This is a genomic window from Mesonia maritima (assembly GCF_042433895.1).
GTDB lineage: Bacteria > Bacteroidota > Bacteroidia > Flavobacteriales > Flavobacteriaceae > Mesonia > Mesonia maritima.
The window spans coordinates 654,609-671,775 of sequence record NZ_JBHLUA010000012.1; the positions used below are offsets into that span (position 1 = coordinate 654,609).

Here is a 17,167-nt window from a genome sequence, read left to right on the forward strand (position 1 = left end):
ATATGAATAAAAAAGAGCTTTTAGCGATTGCAGAACATTGGTTTGCCCAGCAAGGTTGGAATCCTTTTCCATTTCAGAAAAAAACTTGGGATACTTATCTTAAAGGGAAAAACGGACTCTTAAACGCGCCCACCGGAAGTGGAAAAACCTATGCGCTTTGGGTGCCGATCGTTTTAGAATACCTAAAGAAAAATCCAGATTATAAAACTAACCACCAAAAAGGCTTAAAAGCCATTTGGATCACGCCACTTCGAGCACTTTCTGTTGAAATCGCACAAGCGGCTTCTCGTTTTGCTGAAGAAACCGAATCGGGTTTAACCGTCGGTATTCGCACGGGCGATACTTCTCAAAAAGAACGTGCGACACAAAAAAAGGCGATGCCCGATTTATTAATTACCACGCCGGAGAGTTTGCATTTACTGCTTTCCTCTAAAAACTATCCAAAGCTTTTTAAAAATCTAAATGCAATCATTGTCGATGAGTGGCACGAATTGTTAGGAAGTAAACGAGGCGTACAAACCGAATTAGCACTTTCTCGTTTAAAAACAGTTTCCAAAAACTTAAAGATTTGGGGTATTTCAGCAACCATTGGTAATCTTCAGCAAGCGCAAGAAGTTTTATTGGGGCCGGAAAGTGAAGCACTTCAACATTCAGAATTAATCAAAGCCAACATTCAGAAGCAAATAGAAGTCAAATCGATAATTCCTGAGTCCATGGAGAAATTTCCATGGCGAGGTCATTTGGGCTTACATTTGTTAGACGAAGTAGTTCCTATTCTGAATAATTCAAAAACTACTTTAGTCTTTACCAATACGCGTTCGCAATGCGAATTGTGGTTTCAAAAACTGATGCAAAAATACCCTGAGTTTGCCGGAGAAGTAGCGATGCATCACGGAAGCATTAATAAAGAAACTCGACTTTGGGTGGAGCAAGCGATTAGAAATGAAAGTTTAAAAGCAGTGATTTGTACTTCGAGTTTAGACTTAGGAGTCGATTTTGCACCAGTAGAAACCATTATTCAAATTGGCGGCCCAAAAGGCGTAGCCCGTTTTTTACAACGTGCAGGAAGAAGCGGTCACCAACCCGGAAAAGCCAGCCGAATCTATTTTTTACCAACGCATGCTATCGAACTCATCGAAGCTTCTGCTTTACAGAAAGCGGTTGAGAAAAAAGCGGTAGAAGATCGAATTCCCTACTTGCAAAGTTTTGATGTGTTGGTGCAATACCTCACCACTTTAGCGGTTTCCGATGGGTTTTATCCAAAAGAAATTTATCCTGAAATCAAGTCAACGTTTTGTTTTCAAGGCTTAACGGATGAAGAATGGCGTTGGTGCTTAAATTTCATCACCAAAGGAAGTCAAAGTCTGCAAACCTACGACGAATATAAAAAAGTAGAAATTGAAGACGATGGCAAGTTTAAAGTCAATCATCGTGGCGTTGCGATGCGCCATCGTTTGCAAATTGGGACAATTGTAAGCGATGCGATGCTTACCGTAAAATATGTAAAAGGAGGCTATATTGGCACGATAGAAGAGTGGTTTGTTTCTAAATTAAAACCTGGAGACGTGTTTACGTTTGCCGGCAGAAATCTAGAGCTTTCCAGAATTAAAGGAATGCAAGTTTTAGTAAGAAAGTCGAAAAAGAAAACGGCAAAAGTGCCGAGTTGGATGGGTGGCCGAATGACCTTTTCCGCACAAATGAGTGAGTTGCTTCGGGAAGAATTATACGAAGCCGCAGAAAGTATCGGTTCTAATTCGAAAAAGAAAAGTGCCGAGTTAACAGCACTTCAACCTATTTTAGAGCGTCAGCAATTAGAATCGATCATCCCAAAGCAAGATGAATTTCTTATCGAAACCTTTAAAACCCGCGAAGGTTACCACGCCATTTTTTATCCGTTTGAGGGTCGTTTTGTGCACGAAGCTTTAGGTAGTTTGTTAGCGTATCGCATTAGTTTGTTGTCGCCAATTTCCTTCAGCATTGCGTTTAACGATTATGGTTTTGAGCTACTTTCAGACCAAGAAATAAATATGCAACAAGTGTTTGATAACGATTTGTTTTCCGCAGCATTTCTCATGGACGATCTCTACAAAAGTTTAAATGCTTCGGAAATGGCACGTCGAAAGTTTCGGGACATCGCCGTGGTTGCGGGTTTAGTATTTACGGGTTATCCAAACAAACTCATTAAGAATAAGCACTTACAATCGAGTTCCCAATTGTTATTCGATGTATTTAGAGACTACGAAGATGATAATTTATTGTTTCAGCAAGCGTTTCGAGAAACCTTCGAACATCAATTAGAAGAAGGTAGATTGCGACTCGCTTTAGAACGAATTCATGAGCAAAAAATCGTTTGGAAACCCTGTGAGAAACCAACCCCATTTTCCTTTCCTATCATTACCGATCGTTTACGCGAAAAGCTCTCTTCAGAAAAATTAGAAGACCGCATTCAGCGTATGTTGAAATATCTAAACAAATAAAATTCCTTTTAAAAAGTTAAGAAAAACTAAGAGCGCATTATTTTTCGCGCGGTTCTTGCTATATTTCCGAATAAATTAACAATCTATGAAAAAATTATTTGCATTAATCGTATTATCCATCAGCTTAATGAGCTGTAATTCTATGAAAAATTTTAATTCAGATTCATTAACCGAAATTTCTAAAGGGGTTTTAACCGGAGCTGGAGAAGAAGGAATTGAAGCGCAACAACGCATCATTACTTCCGAAGCCGAATGGAATAGTTTAGTGAGAAAAATGAATTCGGTTAACAATATGTCAAAGAATTTTAAAACCAACGATATCGATTTTTCAAAAGAAATGGTCGTTGCTGTTTTTGATAAAGTAATGAATACCGGCGGGCATTCAATTTGGGTTAGCGATGTAAAAACAATCGATAATGAAGTTCAATTAATGGTGAGTGAAAAACATCCTGATGGAATGGCGACAAGCGTAATGACACAACCTTATTATTTAGCGAAAATGCCTAAAACCGATAAAAAAGTTGTGTTTAAAAATGCTGAAATGTAACCAAATTCATGGAAACTTTAGATGTATTTCTAAAGACGGAAGAAGTTGAATTTCATCCTTTTGGAACAGTTTTTTGGAAAGCGAAAAAAATTCTATTAATAGCTGATGTTCATCTAGGAAAAGTTGGTCATTTTAGAAAATATGGAAGCGCGATTCCAGCCAATTCCATTCAAAAAAATTTTGAAAAACTTACTGAAGTTATCAAAAAGGATCACCCTGAAAAAATAATATTTTTGGGTGATCTTTTTCATTCAACCTTAAATTATGAGTGGAAATTATTTCAACAATGGGTAAAAAAACAAACTGCTGAAATTATTTTAATTGAAGGAAATCACGATATAATTTCTCCGTTGAATTACCAAGAACTCGGTATAAAAACTCAAAAAGAATTAATATTAAATAATTTTTTACTTACGCATCACCCTGAAGAACGCGAAGGCTATTTCACGATTTGCGGTCATTTACATCCCGGTTTCAAATTATTGGGAAGAGGAAAACAAGTTTTAAAATTACGTTGTTTTTATAAAACCGAAAATCAACTTGTCTTACCGGCTTTTGGAGAATTTACAGGAAATTACTGGGTTCAGCCAGAACCTCAAGATAAAATTTTTGTTTGTACACCTACTGAAGTTATCGCTATAAATTAATTTGTAACTATGGAAAAACGTTTTGCTATTTTAAATTTCAGTTCTGTAATTGGCGCGATTGCAGTAACCTATTATGCGCAAGCTGTAAATTTGAATGGAAATTCGATGATTTCCCTAAGCGCTAAATATAATTCCTTATTCACGCCTGAAGGGTACGCTTTTGCAATTTGGGGATTAATTTATCTTTCGCTACTAATTTTTTCCGGTTATCAACTATATCAAGCGTTTGGTTCTAAAAAATATACTGAATTTTTAGTGCAAACAAAGTATTGGTTTTCCTTAGCAAATCTTGCCAATATGAGCTGGATTTTTGCTTGGTATTTTGAATACACCGGACTTTCAGTAATCTGTATGCTACTTATTTTAGTTTCATTAATAAAAATTATTCTAAACACCAATATGGAACGCTGGGATGCGCCATTTCGAGTAATTGCCTCAAGTTGGTGGCCAATTTGTTTATATTCCGGTTGGATTGCTGTAGCGACGATTGCAAATATTTCTGCTTATTTAGTAAAATTGAATTGGGACGGCGCTTTTTTTTCAGAAACTCAATGGACAATCGTAATGATTTTTATAGCTACACTTCTGAATATTTTTATGATCTATAAACGAAATATGCGCGAATTTGCTGCAGTTGGTATTTGGGCATTAATCGCGATTTATATTCGTCATTCCAGAGAAATTTCAGAAATAGCTTATTCAGCATTAATAGGAGCAATTTTAATAGGAATTTACGCAGCTTATCACGGTTTTAAAAATCGAAAACAAAACCCAATGTATCGATTGATGAAATAGTAGTTAGAATTTAGTAATTAGATCGGCTTCGCCTGTTAGAGATTAGAGTTTAGGTGATTTGGTAATGTAAAAGGTTCTTGTACATTTTCGAATTTTGAAAATCTACATTCAAGTATCTATTTTATAAATCTCAGTACTCATATCTCATTACTCAATTCTAACTAAACCATTCCTTTAATATCATTTCCCCAAGTTGGGTAAGCAAAAATCATTTTTTTTAGATTTTCGCACGTTAATTTTCCACAAATTGCCATCACAAACATATTTATAATTTCAGAAGCTTCTGGACCGACTAAATGCGCGCCGAGAATTAATCCTGTTTTTTTATCGACAATCGTTTTATAAGCATAAATTTTCGCGTTAATGCGTTTTGCATTAAACCATTTCGGTACCAATTTTTCTTCAACTATAATTTCATAGCCTTTTTCTCTTGCTTCTTTTTCTGAAAGTCCTACGGAAGCTAAGTTTGGAAGTGTAAAAACCACAGAAGGTTGCGGCGGGTAAATTGCTTCTTCCTTTTCCTGTTTGTCTAATAATTGCGAAGTTACCACGCGCGCTTCTTGTGAAGAAAGTGGCGTTAACGGTAAACCTTTGCTATCGGAAACATCACCACAAGCAAAAACGCTTTCATTAGTTGTATTTTGCAATTTTTCGTTTACTGAAATTCCTTTTTTAGTAAAAGCAACATTTCCTTTTTCAAGATCTAAATCTTCGATGGAAGGAATGCGCCCGGCGGTATTAAAAATCATTTCAGCTTTAACTGAAATTTCTTTTCCTTCTTGATTAGCTGTTAGACGATAATTTTTCTGAAGTTTTTCTACGGAAGCTGCTTTCGCATTAAAAATAAAATCGATTCCAATTTCCTCGGAAGCAGTTACAATATGTTTTACCATAGCTTCATCGAAATTAGTAAGCGGTCTCGGTTTGGCATCAACTAAAGTTACTTTTACTCCACATCGCGCCGCGATATGAGCAAATTCCATCCCAATATAACCAGCGCCAATAAATAGCATTGTTTCGGGAAGTTTTTCAAGGCTCAGAAAATCATCACTTATCTTTAAATGTTCGGCGCCGGGAATTTTAAGTTCTAAGGCTTTATTTCCGGTAGCGATTACAATTTTTTTCGCTTTTACCGTTTTTCCTTCTACAGAAAGTGTGTTTTTGTCAAGAAATTTAGGCGATTGATGATACATTTCAATCCCTAATTTTTTCAAATCTTTTTCGGTCGCCGCGGGAACTGCATCCACAAAAGTTTTTTTAAAATTTTGCAATTCTTCCCAACTGAACTCTGGCATTTTTGTAATTCCGTGCCCGAGCATTTTTTGTGAACGGTCTAAAATTTCTGTCAATCCGACTAAAACTTTTTTTGGATCGCAACCTCTATTCGCACACGTTCCACCAAATTCTCGATTATCGGCAATCGCAACGCTCATTCCTTCAGCAATGCAAGATTTGGCGACACTTTTTCCTGCTGTTCCAGTTCCGATTACAAAAACATCAAATTCTTTAAAAGCCATAATTTTATTTTTCAGTTGAATTATTAAATATGTTTTACCACGCCACCTTCTACGCGTAAACTCGCGCCATTAGTAGCCGAAGATAGCGGACTAGAAACATAAGCGATTAATTGGGCGACTTCGTCAGGATCGGCAAAACGTTGTAAAATGGAAGTTGGGCGATCGTTTTTAAAAAATTCTTTTTCAAATTCTTCAAACGATTTATCATCGGGAATTTGACTCACCAAGCCTTCCGTTTTTGTCGGGCCGGGAAGAATACTGTTTACGGTTACATTAGAACTTTTTGTAAGTTCTGCCAAGCCTCTGGAAATTGATAATAAAGCAGTTTTTGTCATTCCGTAGTGAATCATTTCTACAGGAATATTTAACGCACTTTCACTGGAAATAAACAGGATTCGCCCCCAATTATTTTCTAGCATTTTTGGCATTAACGCGCGACTTAATCGAACTGCGCTCATTACATTTAAATTGTAAAAATTTTGCCAGTCTTCATCGGTGGTATCAAAAAAATCTTTGTTTTTAAAAATCCCAACATTGTTGACTAAAACATCTACGCTACCAAGTTTTTTTATAAGGGACTTAATTTCTTCAGTTTTTGAGAAATCACACGGAATTCCGCTAATTTTTTTGTTTTCGGTTTCTTTTTTCAACTTAGCTAATGCCTCGTTTACGGAATCTTGCGAACTTCCGTTTATAATAACTTCTGCGCCTTCTCTTGCAATTATTTTTGCAGCTGCAAAACCAATTCCTTTAGTTGAACCGGAGATGAAAACTTTTTTATTTTTCAGTTGTAAATCCATGATTTATTTTTCTTTTTTACCAATTGCCCAAACTTCAGACTCTAGATTTTTCAGTAAGAAAAAAATGAATAAAGCGTATAGCATTTGTGTCGCCACTGCATTCCAATCTTCTTTTAATGCGCAACCACTAATTAAAATTATGATGAAAACAGCACTTGCACAGAGTGATTTTCGAGATACAATTCCGAAAACTAAGAGAAATCCTAAAATAATTTCGATGAAAGGAATTCCGTATGCAAACATTTCTACTAGAAATTGTGGCAGCATACTTTCTTGAAAACCTTCTGCAATTCCGCTTACAAATTTTTCCAACTTTGGAATACGTATCAAACCATGCAGGAAAAAGTTGATTCCTAAGGTAATCCTGGCGAGTAAAAAGGCAAGTTGGTGATTAGACATTTAAATTTTTGTATGAAATTAACCAACTACCTACGGTTTCTATGTTATGGAAATGATAAAAAATGATTGGGAGTAAATTTTATAAATGAAAGATTTTATCTTTGCGGCAATGAGTAAAACAGTTATCGCCCAAAGCTTTGCACAGCTCCCGCAGCAGCAGGAATTGCAAAACGCTATTGCCCAATCTAAAGAAGATCGTTTAAAAATTCACCTAAAAGGCTTAATTGGTTCTTCGCTTTCTTTTGTATTAGCCAACGCTTTTAAAGAAAGTGACAAACCGTATTTGTTAATTTTTAATGACAAAGAAGAAGCGGCTTATTATTTAAACGATTTAGAGCAACTTATCGGAGAAAAAAATGTGTTGTTTTATCCCGGCAGTTATCGCAGACCTTATCAAATTGAAGAAACCGATAATGCGAATGTGTTGCTTCGGGCTGAGGTTTTAAATCGGATAAATTCCCGAAAAAAACCAGCAATAATTGTTACATATCCCGATGCACTTTTTGAAAAAGTGGTTACCCGGAAAGAGCTTGACAGAAGTACGTTGAAAATCGCGTTGAACGATCAACTTTCCATCGATTTTGTAAACGAAGTTTTATTTGAATATAAATTTAAACGCGTAGATTTTGTAACTGAACCAGGTGAATTTTCTGTTCGCGGTGGAATAATCGACGTGTTTTCGTTTAGTAATGATGAACCGTATCGAATTGAATTTTTTGGTGATGAAGTAGACAGCATTCGAAGTTTCGATGTAGAAACCCAACTTTCTACCGATAAAGTCAAGAAAATTTCGGTGATGCCGAATGTTGAGAATAAGCATTTAGATGAAATTCGGGAGAGTTTTTTAAAATACATCGCTTCAAAAACAGTGGTTTTTATTAAAAATCTCGATTTATTTTCGGCTCAACTCGATAAATTATTTAAAAAAGCGGAAGAAGCTTTTGCACAACTTTCTTCAGAAGTAAAACAAAGTGAACCGAAAGAATTATTTTGCGATTCTTCGTTAATTAGAAAACAACTTTTAGATTTTTCTACGGTAGAATTAGGCAACCAAGCTTTTTTAAATCCTTCTAAAAGTATTGCCTACCAAGCAAAACCACAACCTTCATTCAATAAACAATTCGATTTATTAATTCAGAATTTAATTGAAAATAATCAAAAAGGTTACACCAATTATATTGCTTGCGTAAGCGAACAACAAGCAAAACGCTTTCACGATATTTTTGATGATCAGGAACAAGAAGTAAAATACCAAACTGTGGTGTTTTCTATGTTTCAAGGTTTTATTGATGAAGACGCGAAATTAGTTTGTTATACCGATCATCAAATTTTTGAGCGTTATCATAAATTTCATCTTAAAAATGGGTACGCTAAAAAACAAGCGATAACTTTAAAAGAACTCACTAATTTAGAAGTTGGCGATTATGTAACGCATATTGACCATGGAATTGGAAAGTTTGGCGGACTTCAAAAAATTGATGTTGAAGGAAAACAGCAAGAAGCGATAAAATTGATTTATGGCGAACGCGATATTTTATACCTCAGTATTCATTCGCTTCATAAAATCACGAAGTATAACGGAAAAGACGGGAAAGCTCCAAAAATCTATAAACTCGGTAGCAATGCCTGGAAATCGCTTAAAAAGAAAACCAAAGCGCGCGTAAAACATATTGCTTATAATTTAATTGAATTATACGCCAAGCGTCGTTTGCAAAAAGGTTTCGCTTACGGTCCCGATACGTATTTGCAGCACGAATTAGAAGCTTCTTTTATTTATGAAGATACGCCAGACCAAAGCACGGCGACACAAGCGGTAAAAGAAGATATGGAAAATGAACGCCCGATGGATCGTTTGGTTTGTGGTGATGTTGGTTTCGGAAAGACAGAAGTTGCCATTCGTGCGGCTTTTAAAGCGGTTGATAATGGAAAACAAGTAGCGGTGTTGGTGCCGACAACTATTTTAGCATTTCAGCATCACCAAACATTTTCTGAGCGATTAAAAGATTTTCCGGTCACGATAGATTACCTCAACCGATTTAGAACTGCAAAAGAACGCCGCGAAACTTTAGCAGATTTAGAAAACGGGCGTGTAGATATTATTATCGGAACACATCAATTGGTAAATAAAGCGGTAAAGTTTAAAGATTTGGGTTTACTAATTGTTGATGAAGAACAGAAATTTGGTGTCGCTGTAAAAGATAAATTGAAAACGATTAAGGAAAATGTAGATACGCTAACCTTAACAGCAACTCCAATTCCGAGAACGCTTCAATTCAGTTTAATGGCAGCGCGCGATTTATCGACTATTACTACGCCGCCGCCAAATCGTTATCCAATCGAAAGCCATGTAATTCGTTTTTCTGAAGATAGTATTCGCGATGCGGTTTCATATGAAATTCAGCGTGGTGGACAAGTATTTTTTATTCATAATAGAATTGAAAATATTAAGGAAGTCGCCGGAATGATTCAACGTTTGGTTCCCGATGCTAGAATAGGAATTGGTCACGGACAAATGGAAGGAAAAAAACTCGAGAAATTAATGCTCAGTTTTATGAATAATGAATTTGACGTGCTGGTTTCAACTACAATTATTGAAAGCGGACTTGATGTAACCAACGCTAACACTATTTTTATAAATAATGCGAATAACTTTGGCTTATCAGATTTACACCAGATGCGCGGAAGAGTTGGACGAAGCAACAAAAAAGCATTTTGTTATTTTATCACGCCACCCTATTCTGCAATGACCGACGATGCGCGAAAAAGAATTACCGCTTTAGAACAATTTTCAGAATTAGGAAGTGGTTTCAATATCGCGATGAAAGATTTAGAAATTCGTGGTGCGGGAGATTTATTAGGCGGCGAACAAAGCGGATTTATAAATGAAATAGGTTTCGATACGTATCAGAAAATTTTAAGTGAAGCGATTGAGGAATTAAAGGAGAATGAATTTAAAGAACTCTACGCCGATCAAGAAAATGTTGAAGAAAAAGTATTTGTAAAAGAAACACAAATCGATACCGATTTCGAGATTTTATTCCCTGATGATTACATCAATAATATTACCGAACGCTTAAATTTATATACAAAACTCAACAATCTTTCTTCGGAAGAAGAATTGCAAAAATTTGAAGCAGAATTAACCGATAGGTTTGGCGATTTACCAACCCAAGCAATCGATTTGTTAAACAGCGTGAGAATAAAATGGATTGCTTCAGCCATTGGATTGGAACGGGTAATTTTGAAAAAAGGAAAATTTGTAGGCTATTTTATTGCAGATCAGCAATCTAGATTTTATCAAACACAAACCTTTACTAAAGTTTTACAATACGTGCAAAGTCATCCGCAATCTTGTAAAATGAAAGAAAAACAAACCCGTAACGGTTTAAGACTTTTACTAACTTTTGATAAAATCACTTCAGTTGAAAAAGCTTTAAAAGTTTTAAAACCCTTGGATTTTCGCACGAAAGTTGAAAAAGAAATAGCTCAGTAATCTGAAAGACGTAAGTTTGGCGTTAGGATGGCGTAATTTTTTTAGTTGATTCTCCTTAGGTTTGTCATAGAAATTAATCCATAAAAAATGCCACAATTAGAAGCTAAAAAAATTAAGCGATTAAGAAATGAAAAAGGTTATTCGCAAGAAAAATTAGCTCAAAAATCCGGTTTAGGTTTACGAACCATTCAGCGAATAGAACAAGGAAATTCTAAAGCTAGAGGAGAAACGTTGCGGTTGTTAGCTGAAGCATTAGAAGTTGAAATTAAAGATTTAATTGAAGAAAAAAATACTTCAGCAAAACCAGAAGAAATCTATTCAGGATATTTATTGGCTTTACATTTAGCGCCAATAAGTGTTTTAATATTTCCGTTTATAAATATTTTGGTTCCTTGGATTTTATGGATCACTAAAAAAAATGAATCTAAAAAAATAGCTAAAGAAGGAAAGAAAATTTTAAATTTTCAGTTAACAATCTCTCTTCTTTTTATTTTTACTTGTTTAAGTTCTTTAATTTTCATTCTGCTGAAAATGGAAAACTGGGAAGTAGATTCTTACGGCGCTAGTGGGTTTATTAAAGGTGTGGATCCATTTGGAGTTTTCTTGTATTTATATATTTTCGGTGCGTTTTTATATGCTTATATAATTTTCTTTGCTATTTATAATACAATTAGAATAAGTAAAAAGAAAGATGTAAATTATTTTCCTGCGATAAGTTTCTTAAAAAAATAAAAAAGCATCTTCTAGATGTTCAATACGAGTTCCGAGTTTATTTTTAATGATCGCGACAATATCAAAACGGACTTCAGCATTTAATCCATTTTGTTGAATATAAAAATCCATTGCGGTAATAAGACGTTGAATTTGTTGAGGTTTTACAAAATCTTGTGGATTGCCAAATTCAGGCGTACTTCGGGTTTTTACTTCTACCGCGCAAATCGTGTCATCCTTTTGCGCAATAAGGTCAACTTCCGCTTTTTGATATCGAAAATTACGTTCTAAAATATTGTATCCTTTTTGCTGTAGAAAATCTACCGCTAATTGTTCTCCTTTTTTACCAAGTTCGTTGTGTTGCGCCATTCAAAACAATTTTAATCAATATAATTTACTATTGATTCTTCTTCTGAAACTATTAATTCGATTTCTTTTCCTAAAATAATTGCTTGGTTATTTTCAATATGACCCGCCGGAAAATTAAACGCTACAGGGAAATTATAGTTAGCTACAGTTTGAGCAATTATCTCTTCCGCAGTTTTTCCGAATGGGATTTCATTATCATTCATATCGCTCATTCCGCCAATAATTAAACCGGCAAGATTTTCTAACATTCCGTTGCGTTTTAAGTTTTGCATCATTCTATCGATATGATATAAATATTCGTCGAGATCTTCTAGAAAAAGAATTTTTCCATCAGTTTTGAGAGCGGAATTACTTCCGCAGAGGGAATAGAGAACCGATAAATTTCCACCAATAATTTTACCTTTAGCTTTTCCTAACCTATTCAATTTTGAAGCTTTAAAATTATACTGAATTTTTTCTCCAAAAAGTGCTTTTCTCAAGCTTTCTCGGCTTGCTTTAGATTTGGTATCTAAACCTAAACACATTTGCGCATGAAGTGTAGCAATCTCGAAGTTGTGAATGTGCGAATGTAAAGCCGTAACATCACTATAGCCAATAATCCATTTCGGATTTTTCTTGAATGCTGAAAAGTCTATTTTATCTAAAATGCGAACGGTTCCATAACCGCCTTTTGCGCACCAAATCGCTTTAATTTCCGGATTGTCTAACTGTTGCTGAAAATCGTCTGCACGTTCTTCATCATTTCCGGCAAATTGATGTTCTTCTAAGCCAATGCTAGAACCAATTACCGAAATTAAATTCCAGCTTTCTAACAATTTTATTGCAGGTTGTAATTCTTCTTTTTTAACTTTTCGTGCTGTAGCTAAAATGGCTACTTTATCATTTTTTTTTAAGCTAGTTGGCTTTTTCATAGAAACTAAACTGTTTTTTTAAAAGTACAAAAATCCCTTCACATTAAATCGCGCTAAAATCTTCCCATTTTCTTACCTTTACGCCTTAAAATTTAAGAAATGAGTACACCAAAAAGATATACAATTACCGCGGCTTTACCGTATACTAACGGTCCAATTCATATCGGGCATTTAGCAGGCGTTTACGTTCCTGCTGATATTTATACACGTTACCTAAAGAAAATGGGAAAAGACGTAGTTTTTGTTTGCGGAAGCGATGAACACGGTGTACCCATTACAATTAAAGCAAAAAAGGAAGGCGTTACGCCGCAAGATATTGTTGACAAATACGATGGAATTATCAGAAAATCTTTTCAAGAATTCGGGATAAATTTCGATAATTATTCGCGTACTTCTTCAGAAACGCACCATAAAACGGCTTCAGCTTTTTTTAAGAAATTATATGAAGAAGGAAAGTTTATTGAAGAAGTCACCGACCAATTATATGATGAAGAAGCAAAACAATTTTTAGCCGATCGTTTTGTGGTAGGAACTTGCCCAAAATGTGGTTTTGAAGAAAGTTACGGCGACCAATGTGAAAAATGTGGAACCTCGCATAATGCCACCGATCTAATAAATCCGAAATCGGCAATTACAGGTGCAAAACCGGTGTTAAAAGAAACACGCCACTGGTTTTTACCTTTAGATGAATACGAACCTTGGTTAAAAGAATGGATTTTAAAAGAGCATAAAAAAGATTGGAAACCTAATGTTTACGGGCAATGCAAATCGTGGATAGACGATGGATTACGCCCGCGTGCGGTAACCCGCGATCTAGATTGGGGTATTCCTGTTCCGGTTGAAGGTGGCGATGGAAAAGTACTTTACGTTTGGTTTGATGCTCCGATCGGTTATATTTCAGCAACAAAAGAATGGGCAGAACGCAAAAATACCGATTGGGAAAAATACTGGAAAGATGAAGACACCAAGTTGGTTCATTTTATCGGGAAAGACAATATCGTATTTCACTGTATTATTTTTCCGGTAATGTTAAAAGCCGAAGGAAGTTACATTTTACCCGATAATGTTCCTGCGAACGAATTTTTAAATTTAGAAGGAAATAAATTATCAACTTCTAGAAATTGGGCGGTTTGGTTGAACGAATATTTAGAAGATTTCCCAGGTAAAGAAGACGTGTTGCGTTATGTATTAACGGCAAATGCACCGGAAACAAAAGATAATGATTTTACGTGGAAAGATTTTCAGCAAAGAAATAATAGCGAATTAGTCGCCATTTTCGGCAATTTCATCAACAGAGTTGTGGTGCTGACGAATAAATATTATGACGGAAAAATTCCTGTTCCAGCGGATTTAAACGAAATAGATGAGCAAACTTTAGCTGAATTAAAAGCTTATCCGGCGGTAATTTCAAGCTCTATTGAAAAATATAGATTCCGTGAAGCCCAAGCCGAAATGATGAATGTGGCGCGTTTAGGAAATAAATATTTAGCCGATGAAGAACCGTGGAAAACCTTTAAAACTGATAAAGAGCGCACGAAAACTGTGATGTATGTCGCGCTTCAAATTGCTTCGGCTTTGGCAACCTTAAGCGAACCATTTTTGCCATTTACTTCAAAAAAATTGAGCAAAATTTTAAATTTAGGTGAGACTGTGTATTCTTGGGACGATATTTCTACTGAAAAAGCTTTACTAAAAGAAAGTCACCAAATTGGTAAAGCAGAATTACTATTTGCGAAAGTTGAAGATGAAGAAATTCAAAAACAACTCGATAAATTAGAAGCTACTAAAAAAGCAAATAACACGGAAGCTGAAGAAGTAATTCCGCAGAAAGAATTGATTGAATTTGATGATTTTACCAAACTCGATTTACGTGTCGGAACTATTATTGAAGCTGAAAAAATGCCGAAAGCGAAAAAATTATTGATCTTAAAGGTAGATACGGGAATTGATAAAAGAACCATCGTTTCAGGTATTGCAGAACATTTTAAGCCCGAAGAAATTGTAGGTAAAAAAGTGAGCGTGGTCGCTAATTTAAAACCGATAAAATTGCGCGGAACTTTAAGCGAAGGAATGATTTTAATGACCGAAAATGCTGAAGGAAAATTAGTGTTCGTCAATCCAGATGAAAACAATGTGAAAAGTGGAACGGTGATTAGTTAAGAATTTTGCTATGCTCAAAATCGCTTTCGACTCAAGTTACGTTTATCCGTTACCGCCCAAACATCGTTTCCCAATGGAAAAGTATGAGTTGCTTCCGCAGCAATTATTACATGAAGGAACTTGTAGTGAAGAAAATTTTTTTGAACCTGAAATTCCGAATGATAAATATATTTTAGCCGTTCACGATGCTGAGTATTATTATGATTTCCTGAATTTAAAACTAAGTCAGAAAGAAATAAGAAGAACCGGTTTTCCACTTTCGCGCGAGTTGGTTTATCGTGAACGATTAATTGCCGGCGGAACCATTCAGGCTGCAAAATTTGCCTTAGAATATGGAATCGCGATGAATATCGCCGGCGGAACGCATCACGCTTATTCTAATCGCGGCGAAGGTTTTTGTATGTTGAACGATCAAGCCATTGCAGCGCGTTATCTTCAGCAAAAAAAATTAGCCGAGAAAATTTTAATTGTCGATTTAGATGTGCATCAAGGCAATGGAACGGCAGAAATTTTTTCCGATGATGATTCTGTATTTACATTCTCAATGCACGGTGAAAAAAACTTTCCATTTAAAAAGGAAAAATCAGATTTAGATATTGCTTTACCTAATGAAACGAATGATAAAGAATATCTTAAAATTTTGAAAAATATATTACCCGATTTAATAGAAAAAGTAAAGCCTGATTTTGTTTTTTATTTAAGTGGTGTAGATGTATTGGCTACGGATAAATTAGGGAAATTGAGTTTAAGTATTGAAGGCTGCAAAAAAAGAGATCGTTTTGTTTTAGAAACCTTGAAAAATCAAAATTTACCAGTTGAATGTAGTATGGGTGGCGGTTATTCTGAAGAAATAAAACATATTGTTGAAGCACACGCAAATACATATCGGTTAGCGCAAGAAATTTATTTTTAGCTTTTCCAATTATAGCCTTGCAATTCTAAAGCAGCTTTTAAAATATTTTTTTGACTGATTAGTCCAACCAATTTTCCTTGATCACAAACCGGAAACCTTCTTTTTCGTAGACTTAAAAATTTATTTGCAACATCAAATAAATGCATATCGGGAGCAACCGTTTCCACCGAAGTTGCCATATAATCTTCAACTTTCATATTCTCCATAGGTTGATTGTAATAGCGTGATTCTGAAATTTGTTTAATACAATCGCCTTCAGAAATAATTCCGATTAGTTCATTTTTATCATTGACGACCGGCCCACCAGAAATTCTGTTTTTTATCAAATTTTCCATAACTTCCAGAATAGGTTGTCCTTTTTTAAAAACAAATATATCTCGGGTCATAAAATCTTCAACTTTTATATTTTCAGACAATGTGTCTTCTGTAATTCGTTTTCCTTGGAAGCTTTTAATACCCATAATTGAAAATTTTATAACTTATTAAATATAAGTATTTTATATTTATTTTAGAAATAAAAAAGCGTTCTCGATAACAAGAACGCTTTTTGAATATATAATTAGCAGTTAATTATTAGGATTGAATAAACAAACTAGCAATTGTTTCTGCTTCAGATCCCGTTAAAATTTCGTCGTACGCTTGTGTAGATGCATCAATTGAAAAAGGATCGCCGTCACCTAATGTAGATACATCAACTCCACCTTGAGTTAAGTTTTCTTCACCATTATAAACAGCTTGAGTTTGTGGTGGCATATTTGGCCCTCTGTTATCTCTCGTAATCCATCCTTGAAGACCTCTTAGTCTTCTAATTTCTGAAGCGTGACGTGCTTCAACGGAGTGAATTTGTAAAGCAGCAGTAAGTAATTGATCATTACCCATTAAAGCTCCAGCTTGTCCTTTATAAGCTCTTACACCTGTATCTTCAAAAGCTTGTGCTAATGCTAAAAGTTGAGCGTAAGCAGTTGCTTGACCTGCACCATTTTCGTTAAATGGATCAAAAGTACCACCTACCGTAAAATCAAATGTGGGTTCATCAACTGGAGTTTCTCCTAAACTCATTAATGTATCTTCTAATAGTGTAACGTGAGCAGATTCGTGCATAGAAATTTGCTCATATATTGCATTTGCTTTACCTGAAGTATCTTCATCTAATACGTTTGAATTAAGTGCTTTTAAATAAAAGTCAGCTTCTAAATATTCTAAGGTTAATGCTAATTGTAATGCACCGACAGCATCATTAGTTTGAAACATAGTTGCAGCTTTTGCCTTATTAGACATAGAAGCTAATCCAAAAGGAATTGAAGCTAATGCTGCTTTTTTACCTAAATTACTAAATGTTCCTAAAGCGTCTCTTCTGGATGATGTCTTTTTATTCAGATTTTCTGAAGTAAATTCATCTAAAAATTTTATAATACTCATAATGTTTTT

Annotated in this window: 15 protein-coding genes; 8 read left to right on the forward strand and 7 right to left on the reverse strand. The window is 35.1% G+C overall.

What is annotated here, in order from left to right:
- Nucleotides 1–2: 2 nt before the first annotated feature.
- From ACFFGL_RS09885 to ACFFGL_RS09900, 4 genes are all read left to right on the forward strand, one after another.
- On the forward strand, nucleotides 3–2,477 hold the full coding sequence (locus ACFFGL_RS09885) for a ligase-associated DNA damage response DEXH box helicase (RefSeq protein ID WP_309726477.1): 2,475 nt from the start codon (nucleotides 3–5) through the stop codon (nucleotides 2,475–2,477).
- Between the two features lie 85 nt (nucleotides 2,478–2,562).
- Nucleotides 2,563–3,024 carry a protease complex subunit PrcB family protein gene (locus ACFFGL_RS09890; protein ID WP_309726475.1) on the forward strand — a complete coding sequence of 154 codons (462 nt, stop codon included), beginning with the start codon at nucleotides 2,563–2,565 and terminating at the stop codon, nucleotides 3,022–3,024.
- Between the two features lie 8 nt (nucleotides 3,025–3,032).
- Entirely contained in the window at nucleotides 3,033–3,671 is a 639-nt protein-coding gene (pdeM, locus tag ACFFGL_RS09895) for a ligase-associated DNA damage response endonuclease PdeM (protein ID WP_309726473.1), read from the forward strand.
- 9 nt (nucleotides 3,672–3,680) lie between these two features.
- Entirely contained in the window at nucleotides 3,681–4,466 is a 786-nt protein-coding gene (locus ACFFGL_RS09900; protein ID WP_309726471.1) for a tryptophan-rich sensory protein, read from the forward strand.
- A 161-nt stretch (nucleotides 4,467–4,627) separates the two neighbouring features.
- Here the strand turns inward: ACFFGL_RS09900 and ACFFGL_RS09905 are convergent, their stop codons facing one another.
- From ACFFGL_RS09905 to ACFFGL_RS09915, 3 genes are read right to left on the reverse strand one after another with little or no spacing between them, the layout of a single operon-like run.
- Nucleotides 4,628–5,983, reverse strand: coding sequence for a dihydrolipoyl dehydrogenase family protein (locus tag ACFFGL_RS09905; protein ID WP_309726469.1), 1,356 nt, complete (start codon nucleotides 5,981–5,983; stop codon nucleotides 4,628–4,630).
- Nucleotides 5,984–6,006: 23 nt separating this feature from the next.
- Nucleotides 6,007–6,783 (reverse strand): SDR family NAD(P)-dependent oxidoreductase, encoded by a 777-nt coding sequence (locus ACFFGL_RS09910; protein ID WP_309726468.1) that lies wholly within the window; start codon nucleotides 6,781–6,783, stop codon nucleotides 6,007–6,009.
- A 3-nt stretch (nucleotides 6,784–6,786) separates the two neighbouring features.
- Nucleotides 6,787–7,182 (reverse strand): DoxX family protein, encoded by a 396-nt coding sequence (locus ACFFGL_RS09915; RefSeq protein WP_309726466.1) that lies wholly within the window; start codon nucleotides 7,180–7,182, stop codon nucleotides 6,787–6,789.
- Between the two features lie 109 nt (nucleotides 7,183–7,291).
- On the opposite strand from ACFFGL_RS09915, the gene mfd reads away from it, so the two are divergent.
- Both mfd and ACFFGL_RS09925 read left to right on the forward strand, forming a co-directional pair.
- The gene (mfd, locus tag ACFFGL_RS09920; protein ID WP_309727150.1) at nucleotides 7,292–10,675 is read left to right on the forward strand and encodes a transcription-repair coupling factor; all 3,384 of its coding nucleotides are present in this window, start codon (nucleotides 7,292–7,294) and stop codon (nucleotides 10,673–10,675) included.
- A gap of 87 nt (nucleotides 10,676–10,762) precedes the next feature.
- On the forward strand, nucleotides 10,763–11,407 hold the full coding sequence (locus tag ACFFGL_RS09925; protein WP_309726464.1) for a helix-turn-helix domain-containing protein: 645 nt from the start codon (nucleotides 10,763–10,765) through the stop codon (nucleotides 11,405–11,407).
- Here the strand turns inward: ACFFGL_RS09925 and ACFFGL_RS09930 are convergent.
- Both ACFFGL_RS09930 and ACFFGL_RS09935 read right to left on the reverse strand, forming a co-directional pair.
- Nucleotides 11,396–11,755, reverse strand: a complete 360-nt coding sequence (locus ACFFGL_RS09930; protein WP_309726462.1) for a YraN family protein — start codon at nucleotides 11,753–11,755, stop codon at nucleotides 11,396–11,398. The two genes, ACFFGL_RS09925 and ACFFGL_RS09930, sit on opposite strands and share 12 nt — an antisense overlap.
- Nucleotides 11,756–11,766: 11 nt before the next feature.
- Complete coding sequence (locus ACFFGL_RS09935; protein ID WP_309726460.1) at nucleotides 11,767–12,666, reverse strand: S66 peptidase family protein; 900 nt, start codon at nucleotides 12,664–12,666, stop codon at nucleotides 11,767–11,769.
- 99 nt (nucleotides 12,667–12,765) lie between these two features.
- Here ACFFGL_RS09935 and metG point away from each other — a divergent pair, with 99 nt between their 5' ends.
- Nucleotides 12,766–14,826: a methionine--tRNA ligase gene (metG, locus tag ACFFGL_RS09940; protein WP_309726458.1), complete on the forward strand. Its 2,061-nt coding sequence runs from the start codon at nucleotides 12,766–12,768 to the stop codon at nucleotides 14,824–14,826.
- A 10-nt stretch (nucleotides 14,827–14,836) separates the two neighbouring features.
- Nucleotides 14,837–15,739 (forward strand): histone deacetylase family protein, encoded by a 903-nt coding sequence (locus ACFFGL_RS09945; protein ID WP_309726456.1) that lies wholly within the window; start codon nucleotides 14,837–14,839, stop codon nucleotides 15,737–15,739.
- Here the strand turns inward: ACFFGL_RS09945 and ACFFGL_RS09950 are convergent.
- The gene (locus ACFFGL_RS09950) at nucleotides 15,736–16,200 is read right to left on the reverse strand and encodes a CBS domain-containing protein (protein ID WP_309726454.1); all 465 of its coding nucleotides are present in this window, start codon (nucleotides 16,198–16,200) and stop codon (nucleotides 15,736–15,738) included. The two genes, ACFFGL_RS09945 and ACFFGL_RS09950, sit on opposite strands and share 4 nt — an antisense overlap.
- A 112-nt stretch (nucleotides 16,201–16,312) precedes the next feature.
- On the reverse strand, nucleotides 16,313–17,158 hold the full coding sequence (locus tag ACFFGL_RS09955; RefSeq protein WP_309726452.1) for a ferritin-like domain-containing protein: 846 nt from the start codon (nucleotides 17,156–17,158) through the stop codon (nucleotides 16,313–16,315).
- Nucleotides 17,159–17,167: the final 9 nt, after the last annotated feature.